Source organism: Magnetococcales bacterium, assembly GCA_015231925.1.
Lineage (GTDB): Bacteria > Pseudomonadota > Magnetococcia > Magnetococcales > JADGAQ01 > JADGAQ01.
This window is the reverse complement of sequence record JADGAQ010000150.1, coordinates 1-10,345: the sequence shown is the minus strand read 5'-3', so window position 1 is coordinate 10,345 and position 10,345 is coordinate 1. Positions and strand designations below refer to the sequence as shown.

Annotated in this window: 11 protein-coding genes; 1 reads left to right on the top strand and 10 read right to left on the bottom strand. The window is 62.5% G+C overall.

Annotated elements, in window-relative coordinates; all coding sequences use genetic code 11:
• The 10 genes from HQL56_14675 to HQL56_14630 all read right to left on the bottom strand — a co-directional run.
• The coding region (locus HQL56_14675; protein ID MBF0310765.1) for a LysM peptidoglycan-binding domain-containing protein at window positions 1-345 on the bottom strand (345 nt) is incomplete at its 3' end.
• Between the two features lie 250 nt (window positions 346-595).
• Window positions 596-1,258 (bottom strand): protein-L-isoaspartate(D-aspartate) O-methyltransferase, encoded by a 663-nt coding sequence (locus HQL56_14670; protein ID MBF0310764.1) that lies wholly within the window; start codon window positions 1,256-1,258, stop codon window positions 596-598.
• Window positions 1,246-1,974, bottom strand: a complete 729-nt coding sequence (gene surE, locus HQL56_14665; GenBank protein MBF0310763.1) for a 5'/3'-nucleotidase SurE — start codon at window positions 1,972-1,974, stop codon at window positions 1,246-1,248. The genes HQL56_14670 and surE overlap by 13 nt, the downstream gene beginning before the upstream one ends.
• Before the next feature lie 351 nt (window positions 1,975-2,325).
• Complete coding sequence (locus HQL56_14660; protein ID MBF0310762.1) at window positions 2,326-4,725, bottom strand: phenylalanine--tRNA ligase subunit beta; 2,400 nt, start codon at window positions 4,723-4,725, stop codon at window positions 2,326-2,328.
• Entirely contained in the window at window positions 4,722-5,789 is a 1,068-nt protein-coding gene (gene pheS, locus HQL56_14655; GenBank protein ID MBF0310761.1) for a phenylalanine--tRNA ligase subunit alpha, read from the bottom strand. Before pheS ends, HQL56_14660 begins: the two co-directional genes overlap by 4 nt.
• 181 nt (window positions 5,790-5,970) lie before the next feature.
• Window positions 5,971-6,333: a 50S ribosomal protein L20 gene (gene rplT, locus HQL56_14650; protein ID MBF0310760.1), complete on the bottom strand. Its 363-nt coding sequence runs from the start codon at window positions 6,331-6,333 to the stop codon at window positions 5,971-5,973.
• A 96-nt stretch (window positions 6,334-6,429) separates the two neighbouring features.
• Window positions 6,430-6,627 carry a 50S ribosomal protein L35 gene (gene rpmI / locus HQL56_14645; protein MBF0310759.1) on the bottom strand — a complete coding sequence of 66 codons (198 nt, stop codon included), beginning with the start codon at window positions 6,625-6,627 and terminating at the stop codon, window positions 6,430-6,432.
• 3 nt (window positions 6,628-6,630) lie between these two features.
• Window positions 6,631-7,311, bottom strand: a complete 681-nt coding sequence (locus tag HQL56_14640) for a translation initiation factor IF-3 (protein MBF0310758.1) — start codon at window positions 7,309-7,311, stop codon at window positions 6,631-6,633.
• Entirely contained in the window at window positions 7,304-9,259 is a 1,956-nt protein-coding gene (gene thrS, locus HQL56_14635; protein ID MBF0310757.1) for a threonine--tRNA ligase, read from the bottom strand. The genes HQL56_14640 and thrS overlap by 8 nt, the downstream gene beginning before the upstream one ends.
• Before the next feature lie 486 nt (window positions 9,260-9,745).
• Window positions 9,746-9,955 carry a hypothetical protein gene (locus tag HQL56_14630; protein ID MBF0310756.1) on the bottom strand — a complete coding sequence of 70 codons (210 nt, stop codon included), beginning with the start codon at window positions 9,953-9,955 and terminating at the stop codon, window positions 9,746-9,748.
• Between the two features lie 102 nt (window positions 9,956-10,057).
• Between HQL56_14630 and HQL56_14625 the strand changes: the two genes are divergently transcribed.
• On the top strand, window positions 10,058-10,345 hold a 288-nt coding region (locus HQL56_14625; GenBank protein ID MBF0310755.1), incomplete at its 3' end, for a nucleotidyltransferase domain-containing protein.

Here is a 10,345-nt window from a genome sequence, read left to right as displayed (position 1 = left end):
GGTGGGGGTTTCCACTATCGGCGGGGGGCTCAAGCGCAGGGTTTGGCCCAGGAACAGCAGGTCGGGATCCCGGATATTGTTCCAACGGGCCAGGCTTTCCACGTCGACCTGGTGTACCAGGGCGATGGCCCAGAGGGTATCACCGGCTTTGACTTCGTAGACGCCGCCGTTGCTGGGGCGGATGGGTTCCGAAGGGGGCAGATTCCAGGCCAGGGGTGGGCCGCTGGCGATGCGCACCGGGGGGGCGTCCCGACCGGGTTGGCTTTGAAAGGGATTGGTGAGGGCGCAGCCCGTCGCCGTCAAGCCGGCGAGGAGCAGGCAGCCCAGAGGGAAGCGTGTTTTCATCTTCGGGTCTCCCGTCGAAATCCGTTTCAGAGGAGGGTATGTGTAATCCTTTGACTTTCAATATTTAATCTTTTAACTATCAAAAAAAGAAAATGTTCTGTCCTTTGACTTTGTTCTTTTATTGAAAAATCAGTTGTTTTTATATATGTCTTCGAGTCTGTTCTTCGAACGGATTATATAAAAGTCAAAGGATAGAACATTTTCTTTTTTTGATAGTTAAAAGATTAAATATTGAAAGTCAAAAGATTGATCACCAGCCGTGGGCCCCGATCAACGGTACGAAACGACAGGGCTCCAGGGTCTCTTCCACAATCTTCTGCGGAGTGCGTTCCAATCGCACCAGCGTTTGCTGATCGCGCCCACCCACCGGGGCCACCAGCACCCCGCCCGGAGCCAGGGAGCCCGCCAGATGGTGCGGCACTTCCGGGCTTCCCGCCGTAACCAGTATGCGTTCGAACAAACGCGCCTCCGGCCAGCCCCGACTGCCGTCGCCCACCCGGTAAACCACGTTGTGGACCCCCAGACGGCGCAGACGCTTGCGGGCGATGTCCGCCAGGGATTCCAGCCGTTCGATGGTGAAGACCTTGCTGCACAACCGGGCCAGCACCGCGGTTTGATAGCCCGATCCGGTGCCGATCTCCAGCACCTCTTCGTTGCCTTTCAGCAGCAGGGCTTCGGTCATGCGGGCCACGGTGTAGGGCTGGGAGAGGGTCTGCCCCTCGCCGATGGGCAGGGTGGCGTCGCTGTAGGAGCGTTCCGCCAGGGCCTCGTCCACGAACAGATGGCGTTGCAGATCCCGCATGACCTCCAGAACCCGCGCGTCGCGAATGCCGCGACCTTCCAACTGCTCCCGCACCATGCGCTCCAGGGAGCGGTTGGCCGGAGTGGTCGAGCGGGGCGTCAGCGGAAGCATGGCCACTCCCCGAGGTTGTCCAGAGCGCGGCGCTGGGTCAGGTCGGCGAGCAGCGGCGTCACCGAGGGATGGCCCAGCGCCACCGCCTGATGATCTTCCGGCGCTTCCGGCAGCTCGCGCGGCGAGACCGGGTTCCACAGGGGGGAGAGGCTCAAGCCGCGATTGGTATTGGGCAGACGACCCTGCCGGGTGACCAGTGGGGGTTTCAAGGCGAAAAAGGGCACGTTGGGCACGTTGATGTTGAGGAAGGTGCCCACCGGCAGGGGACGTTTCTCCCAGAGTTTGGCCATCATGGCAGTGATGCGGCCGGCGCTGTCGTAGTGCCAGGGGGCTTCCCGTCCCGCCAGGGAGACGGCGATGGCGGGAATGCCGTTGAGAGTGGCTTCCAGGGCGGCGCCGACGGTTCCGGAATAGGTGATGTCCTCGCTCAGGTTGGCCCCGTGGTTGATGCCCGCGATGACCAGATCGGGCCGGTTGGAGCCCAGTTTGTTCAGGGCCTGGATGACGCAGTCGGCGGGGGTGCCGCTGCAGGAGAAGACGCCGGGGCCCTCTTCCTGAAGGCGGGGGGGCGGCTCCCGCAGAATGGCGTGGGAGGTGCCGCTGCGATCCCGATCCGGCGCCACTACCACAACCCGTCCGAAGGAGGCGAACACCTGCACCAGCTCCGAGAAGGCCGGGGAGAAGACGCCGTCGTCATTGGTGAGCAGAATCAGCACGGGCGATCCCAGATTCCTTGAGTGGGAGTAAAAATTATCTGCCTTTTAATATTTTATCTTTTAAGTATCAAAAAAAGAAAATGTTCTGTCCTTTGACTTTGTTCGTTGTTATTTATTGAAAACCTGTTGTCCTTTTATAGGGCTTCGAGACGCTTCTTCGAAAGAATTATGGAAAATCAAAATATACAATAAAAAAGTCAAAGGATAGAACATTTTCTTTTTTTGATACTTAAAAGATAAAATATTGAAAGTCAAAAAATCTTGGGGCGCTGCCCTGGATCCGCCGGGGGGGGATTATCCCCCCCGTATTCCCGGACAGATACTTGCAGATAAAGGAAAAAGGCTGCAGCGTCAACCATCTCTGAGGCTGACCGCGAAGGTCTGCCGCAAATGGTCGAGCATCTGCCGACCCAACTCCTGGGTTTCCGCCTCCGTCAGGGTGCGATCCTGCGCCTGATAGACCACTTCCACCCCGAAGCCCTTGAATCCTTCCGGCAGATGGGGCCCCTGGTAGAGGTCGAAAAGGGTCACCTTGCGAATCAAATCCGGGGCCAGTCCCTGAATGGCGTCGAGCAGCGACTGGGCCGCCACCTCGCGGGGCACCTTCAGGGCGTAATCCCGCACCGAAGCCTGAAAACGGCTGGGCGCGGGGGAGGTGGAGATGCGTTTGCCCTCGGTCAGCGCGGCCACGTCCAGTTCGAAGAGCAGCAGGGGCAGGTCCACGTCGAGTTTTTCCCGCCACGCCGGATGCAGCTCGCCCAGCCAGCCCAGGGTACACCCGCCCACCCGGCTCTGAATGGTGGCCGCGCGCCCCGGATGCAGAAAGGCCGGTCCCTGGGGCAGGAAACGGCAGCCTTCGTGACCCAGCGCCATCAGCAGGGCCTCCACATCCCCCTTGAGATCGAAGAAATCGACGGGGGCATCCGCCGTATGCCAGTTGCGTCCCAGGCGGGAGCCGCACAGCAGGCCCGCCAGACGCTCCTCTTCACGGGGTTGCCGCTCCTGCCGCCGGAAGATGCGCCCCGTCTCGAAGAGGCGCAACGAGGTGTTGCCGCGACTGATGTTGCGTCGCGCCGCGTCGGCAAGCCCGGCCACCACGGTGGTGCGCAGCAGACTCTGCTCATCCGAGAGGGGATTGGCCAGACGCAGGGCCGTTTGCGGGGCCTCCGCATCGAACAGGGTGGCCAGGGCGGGAGAAACGAAGGCGTAGTTGACGTTTTCCAGATAGCCAAGGCCCACCAGCAGTTGCCGGGCCTTTTGCTGAATGGTGGTGACCGCCGTGGCGGGGGCGGGGGTGGCCATGGCGCCGGCGGGCAGAACCGGGGGAACCCGGTCGTAACCGTACAGGCGCACGATCTCCTCCACCAGATCCTCCTCCTGACGCAGATCGTGACGATGGCTCGGCGGTTGGAAGAAGAGTCCTTCTGCGCCCCGATCCTGCTTGATGCAGCCCAGCCGCTCCAGCATGGCCGATTGGGTGGCCTGGTCCAGCGACAACCCCCCCAGACGATTGGCCCGTTCGGGACGGAAGGGAATCGCCGCCGCAGGCTGCCAGGTGCCGGCATCCACCTCGACGGCCACGCCCGCTTCGCCGCCGGCCAGCTCCTGGATCAGACGGGTGGCCCGGTCGAGGGCCAGACGCAGCCCCAGGGGATCGGTGCCCCGGTCGAAACGATGGCGCGATTCGGACAACACTCCCAGGCGCCGCCCGGTGCGGGCGGTGACGATGGGGTCGAAAAAGGCCGATTCCAGGAAGAGGTCGTTGGTGTTCTCCTCCACGCCGCTCTCCTGGCCGCCCATGATGCCGGCCAGGGCCAGCACCCGCCGCGCATCGGCGATCAGGGTCATCTCGCCGCTCAGGGTGCGGCTCACCTCGTCCAGGGTGACGAGGATCTCCCCTTCGGCGGCTTTGCGCACCACGATCGGCGGGGCCAGCCGCGCCAGATCGAAGGCGTGCAGCGGCTGTCCCAGCTCCAGCATGACGTAGTTGGTCACATCGACCACGTTGTTGATGCTGCGAATGCCCGCCAGCTCCAGTTGCTGCACCAGCCAGGGCGGGGAGGGGGCCACCTTCACCCCGGCGATGACGCGACCGGTGTAACGCGGGCAGCCCTTGGCGAAGTCGATGCGCACCGCCACCGGGTGACGGTCGTTGACCGCGGGATTCTCCCGCACCCGGCTCTCCAGGGGCAGCAGCGGTTTGTCCAGCACCGCGCCCAGATCCCGGGCGATACCCCGCACACCGAGGCAGTCGCCGCGATTGGGGGTGACGTTGACTTCGTAAACGTGGTCCTTGCGTCCCAGCCAGGCGGCCAGCTCCATGCCTTCCGGAGCCTCCGGCGGCAGGATCAGCACGCCCGCCGCGCTGGCGGCCAGCCCCAGCTCCACTTCCGAGCAGAGCATGCCCTTGGAGACCTCGCCACGGATTTTGGCCTCCCGGATGGGATGTCCGCCCGGCAGCACCGCGCCGACACGCGCCAGGGCCACCTTGTTGCCCGCCCGATGGTTGCTGGCTCCGCAGACCACCGGCAGCGTCTCCTCGCCCACCCGCACCTGACACAGGGTGAGCCGGTCCGCGCCGGGATGGCGATCCACCGACAGCAGTTGCGCCACCACCACGCCGTGCAATCCCGCACCCAGATCCTGCAGACGTTCCAGCTCCAGCCCCGACATGGTGAGAATGTCGCCGATGGCCGTCGGGCTCAACTCGATATCCAGGTGTTGCCGCAACCAGGAGTGGCTGAATTTCATGAGAGTTTGCCTCCCCGCACGGCGTTGCCGCTGTTGGCCCGCAGGAAACGCACGTCGTTGTCGAAGAAGGTGCGCAGGTCGTCGATGCCGTATTTCAGCATGGCCAGGCGTTCCACCCCCATGCCGAAGGCGAAGCCCGAATAGCGTTCCCGGTCGATGCCGACGTTTCGCAACACGTTGGGATGGATCATGCCGCAGCCCAGCACTTCGATCCAGCCGGTGCCCTTGCAGACCCGGCAGCCGCGATGGTCACAGAAGAGACAGCCCATGTCCGCCTCGGCGGAAGGCTCGGTGAAGGGAAAGAAGGAGGGGCGGAAGCGCACCGGCAGTTCCCGGGCGAAGAACTGCCGCAGGAACAGGGCCAGCAGCCCTTTCAACTCCCCGAAATGGACCGCCGTGTCCACCATGAACCCCTCCACCTGGTGGAACATCGGGGTATGGGTCAGGTCGGAGTCGCAACGGAAGACCCGGCCCGGCGCGATGACCCGCAGGGGCGGTTGGCGCTCCTTCATCACCCGGATTTGCACCGGGGAGGTGTGGGTGCGCAGCAGGCGGGGTTTGCCGCTCTCGTCGCCTTCGGCCAGATAGAAGGTGTCGTGCATCTCCCGGGCGGGGTGGTCGGGGGGGATGTTGAGGGCTTCGAAATTGTACCAGTCCTCCTCCACCTCCGGTCCGGTGGCCACTTCGAAGCCCAGACGCAGGAAAATGGCCCCGATCTCCTCCATGGCCTGGGTCATGGGATGCAGTCCGCCGGCGAAGCGGCTGCGACCCGGCAGGGTCACATCCAGGCGTTCGGCCTGCAGTTTCTGGCCGATGGCCGCCTCCTTGAGTCGGGCCAGTCGCACGGCGAATCGCTCCTCGAAGCTCTCCTTGATGCGGTTGGCCAGGGCGCCCACCTCTTTGCGCTCTTCCGGGGAGAGTTGCCCCAGGCCGCGCAGCAGCGAGGTCAACAATCCCTTGCGGCCCATGAAGTGCAGACGCACCTCTTCCAGTTCTTCCAGGCGGGTGGCTGCCGCAATGGCGCGATCGGCTTCCTGATCCAGCAATTCCAATTGGTGACGCATGCTTCGCAAGTCCGGGGGGCATGAAGTATCGAAAAAGCGGGGATGCGGGGAGGGCTTCGCCGCATGGGCGGAGGTCAATTCCTCCGCCCATGCGGGAATGGCAAACAGTGTCCTGGAGAGCTTTGGCGAAAAACCGTCGAAAAACCCCCTGACAGCCGCGCCCGCCCAGGCAGATACCCGCTTACGCGGCAGCCAGGGCGCCCTTGGCGCGTTCCACCAGGGCGGCGAAGTCGCCCGGCTCCCGCACCGCCAGATCGGCGAGGATCTTGCGGTCGATCTCCAGGCTCAACTTGCTCAGGCCGTTGATGAACTGGCTGTAGGAGAGACCATGCTCCCGCGCGGCCGCGTTGATGCGCACGATCCACAGCGCGCGAAATTCGCGCTTGCGGGCTTTGCGGTCGCGATAGGCGTATTGCAGCCCCTTCTCGACCTTTTGCAAAGCGATGCGGAAACAACTCCCATTGCGGCCTTCGTAACCCTTGGCCAGATCCAGAATCTTCTTGTGACGCGCATGACGGGTCACACCACGTTTCACTCGAGACATGAAGTCTCCTCCTTATGGGTGCAGAATGAATACGGCGGGATTGCCCTCGGTGTCAGGTCATCCGCGCCTACCGCGACTCGGTTACAAAACCAAATCTTACAAATTGGGCAGCATCTGGCGGATCAGACCCTCATCCGCAGCCGAAACCAGACCGGCATCCCGCAGGTTGCGTTTGCGGTTCATCGACTTCTTGGTGAGAATATGGCGGTGGTTGGCCTTGTTGCGCTTCAGCTTGCCGGAACCGGTGGCGCTGAAGCGCTTGGCGGCTCCCTTGTGAGTCTTTATTTTCGGCATGATCTACTCCTCCTCGTCGTCATCATCATCGTCATCATCGATTATTTCGCCGATATCGATATTATCGAGATCGATATCCTCATCCACGGAGCGTTTGCCACCGGAGGGGGTCTCGCTCTTTTTCTTGGCGGCGGCGGTGGGTGCGATCACCATCGTCATCTGCCGCCCGAGCAGCTTCGGGGTTTGCTCCACCTTGGCCACTTCACCAAGATCTTTCTCAATGCGCTCCAGCAGGGCCATGCCCAACTCCTGATGCGCCATCTCCCGACCGCGAAAGCGCAAGGTGCATTTGACCTTGTTGCCCGCTTCCAGAAACTTGCGAATGGCCCGCAGCTTGACTTCGAAATCGTGGGTATCGGTTCCCGGACGGAACTTGATCTCCTTGATTTCGATACGCACCTGGTTACGGCGCGCCTGACGTTCCCGAATGGACTTTTGATAGCGGAACTTGGTGTAGTCCATGATCTTGCAGACCGGGGGCCGGGCTTCGGGAGCCACCTCCACCAGGTCGAGTCCCACGTCCTGAGCCCTGGCCAGGGCTTCGAAGCGGGGCACGATGCCGATCTGCTGGGAATTTTCGTCGATCAGGCGCACTTCGGGCACCCGGATCTGTTCGTTGATGCGGGTGGTGTCGCTGCTCGGGGGAGGTGTCTGTCCCCGATCCTTGGTGACAAGCTTATTTATGGTGGCCTCCTTCTGTGGCTGGTGATTCCGCGACGCTGGCGCGGGTGTGGGCTTCCTGCAGGAGCCGTTCCAACGCCTCGTTCAGGGGGAAGACACCCAGATTCGCGCCGGCCCGGTTACGCAGACTGACGCTGCCGTCAGCCTTTTCCCTCTCTCCAATGATGAGAAAGTAGGGGACTTTTTTCAATGTATGTTCGCGAATTTTGAAGCCGACCTTCTCGTTGCGCAAGTCCGCTTCGACGCGCAACCCTTTGACGCGGGCCTGCCGGGCGATCTCCCGGGCCCAGTCGTTCTGGTTCTCGGTGATGGTCGCCACCACCGCCTGCACCGGAGCCAGCCACAGGGGGAACTGACCGACGTAGTGTTCCAGCAGCACGCCGAAGAAGCGCTCCAGCGAGCCCATCAGGGCGCGATGGATCATGATGGGGCGGTGTTTGGCCCCGTCCTCTCCGATATAGGTCATATCGAAGCGTTCCGGCAGATTGAAATCGAGCTGGATGGTGGAACACTGCCATTTGCGACCGATGGCGTCGGTGATTTTGACATCGATTTTGGGGCCGTAGAAGGCGCCGCCGCCCACGTCTTCGACGTAGGTGAGGTGGTGATGGCCGATGGCGGTGCGCAGCGCGGAGGTGGCCCGGCTCCAGATCTCTTCCGAGCCGACCGCTTTTTCGGGCCGGGTGGAGAGATAGATGTCGAAATCGTTGAAGCCGTAAGTCTTCAGGATATCGAGGGTCAGATCGAGAATGGCGGAGATTTCCTCCTCGATCTGCTCTTCGCGGCAGAAGATATGGGCGTCGTCCTGGGTGAAGCCGCGCACCCGGAAGAGGCCGTGCAGCGCCCCGGACATCTCGTAGCGGTAGACGGTGCCCAGTTCGGCCCAGCGTAGCGGCAGCTCCCGATGGGAACGGAGCTGATCCTTGTAGACCAGGATGTGGAAGGGGCAGTTCATGGGTCGCACCTGGTAGAGCTGCTCATCCACCTTCAGGGGCTTAAACATCGACTCGGCGTAGAAGTCGCAGTGGCCCGAGGTGCGCCACAGGTCGAGGTTGGCCAGATGGGGGGTGTGCAGGAACTCGTAGCCGGCGGCGACGTGGCGGTCTTTCCAGAAATCCTCGATGACCCGGCGGATGCGGGAGCCCATGGGATGCCAGAAGACCAGTCCGCCGCCCGCTTCGTCCTGGATGGAGAAGAGGTTCAGCTCTTTGCCCAGACGGCGGTGGTCGCGGCGTTCCGCCTCTTCGAGGAAGGTGAGGTAGGCTTTCAGGGCTTTTTCGTCGGGCCAGGCGGTGCCGTAGATGCGCTGCAACTGGGGGTTGCGGGCGTCGCCGCGCCAGTAGGCCCCGGCCACGCGCAGCAGGCGGAAGGCTTTCAGATGACCGGTGGCGGGCACATGCGGACCTCGACAGAGATCGGTGAAGCTGCCCTGTTCGTAGAGGGAGATCACTTGATCGGCGGGGATTTCGCGGATGATTTCGGCCTTGAAGAGTTCGCCGAGGCCGGTGAAGTAGGCCACCGCGTCGTCCCGTGGCATCTCTTTACGGCGCACCGTTTCGTTGCGGGCGGCGATGGCGCGCATGCGCTCTTCGATGGTTTCCAGATCCTGGGTGGTGAAGGGGCGTTCGTAGTGGAAATCGTAATAGAAGCCGTTTTCCACGGCGGGACCGATGGTCACCTGCGCGGTGGGGAAAAGCTCCTTGACCGCCTGGGCCATGAGATGGCTGGTGGAGTGGCGCAGAATCTCCAGCCCTTCCGGGCTTGACGGGGTGATGATGGCCAGTTGGGCGCCGTCGGGGAGGGTGGTGTCGAGATCGACGAGTTTGTCGTTGACCTTGGCGGCGATGGCGGCGGCGGCCAGCCGCGCACCGATGGACAGGGCCACGTCACGGGCCGTCACGCTCTGGGGAAACTCCTTGCGGGAGCCGTCGGGAAGGGTAATATGCATCATGTAGTTCGATTCCGCGTCCCCGAGGGGGAGACGACGCAGGGATGACCACGGGAACGCCACGCGCCGGCGTCCCCGAAACGTGCTAGATTGGCAGGAAGTGTCTCGGGCGTCAAGCGCATTGCGTGGTCGCAAGGGCGAAAAATACGGGGGTCCGGGGGGGATTATCCCCCCCGGCGGGTCCAGGGCAGCGCCCTGGGACGTTTCCTTTGGCCGTTGACTTCCAACCCCCTGGGGTCCAGGGGGCACCCCTGGGACGTTTCCTTTGGCCGTTGACTTCCAACCCCCTGGGGTCCAGGGGGCACCCCTGGGACGTTGCCTTTTGCCGCTGGCACGATCGTGCCGCTCGATACGGTGAACGGCTACGATAAAAGGAAACGTCAAGGGACAGAACATTTCCTTTTTTTGATACTTAGAAGATAACATATTGAAAGTCAGAGGATTAGGGTGTCCGGAGGGGGTGTTGCCTGCCGGAACAATGGGTGACGCTTATTCCGCCAGTCTGCGTAAAATATCCCGCTCTGCCGCCATGATCTGCTCGGCGATTTCCAATTGACGCACGAGTTCGCACGGAAGGGGGGAGTGTTCGCTTTCCCCCGGTGATGCCGGTCCCAAGCCTGCTTCGAGCCCGGACTGACGCTCCTTCGGCAACGGGTCGTTGCGGGACTGTCTGTCGGGGATGCGTTTCAAGGTGGTCACGGTGATTGCTTTCCTGATACCATCCTGTTGTTTGTACCATCATGCGGTGCAACGCCTCCCGCCGCAACAGTCGCGGTCAAGCCCGGACGAGGTGCCGAAGCCATGGAAGAGAACGCCCTTTTTCCCGAATCGAATGCCGAAACGGTTGCGGGTGCCGGTTTGACCACGCTGATTGGTGATGTGGTGAGCCGGATCGTCGCGGCCGTGCATCCGTTGCGCATCATCCTCTTCGGTTCGGCGGCCCAGGGCCGCATGGGACCGGACAGCGATCTCGACCTGCTGGTGGTCATGCCCGACGGCACCCACCGCCGCCGCACTTCCCAGACCCTTTTTCGGGCCTTGCAGGAGATCGATGTTCCCAAGGATATCGTGGTGGTGACCGATCAGGAT

Bases quoted from the DNA above. Each gene is read 5' to 3' on its own strand.
- HQL56_14670 (MBF0310764.1), bottom strand. From the start codon at position 1,258: ATGCTTCCGCTGACGCCCCGCTCGACCACTCCGGCCAACCGCTCCCTG.
- HQL56_14660 (MBF0310762.1), bottom strand. From the start codon at position 4,725: ATGAAATTCAGCCACTCCTGGTTGCGGCAACACCTGGATATCGAGTTG.
- pheS (MBF0310761.1), bottom strand. From the start codon at position 5,789: ATGCGTCACCAATTGGAATTGCTGGATCAGGAAGCCGATCGCGCCATT.
- rplT (MBF0310760.1), bottom strand. From the start codon at position 6,333: ATGTCTCGAGTGAAACGTGGTGTGACCCGTCATGCGCGTCACAAGAAG.
- rpmI (MBF0310759.1), bottom strand. From the start codon at position 6,627: ATGCCGAAAATAAAGACTCACAAGGGAGCCGCCAAGCGCTTCAGCGCC.
- thrS (MBF0310757.1), bottom strand. From the start codon at position 9,259: ATGATGCATATTACCCTTCCCGACGGCTCCCGCAAGGAGTTTCCCCAG.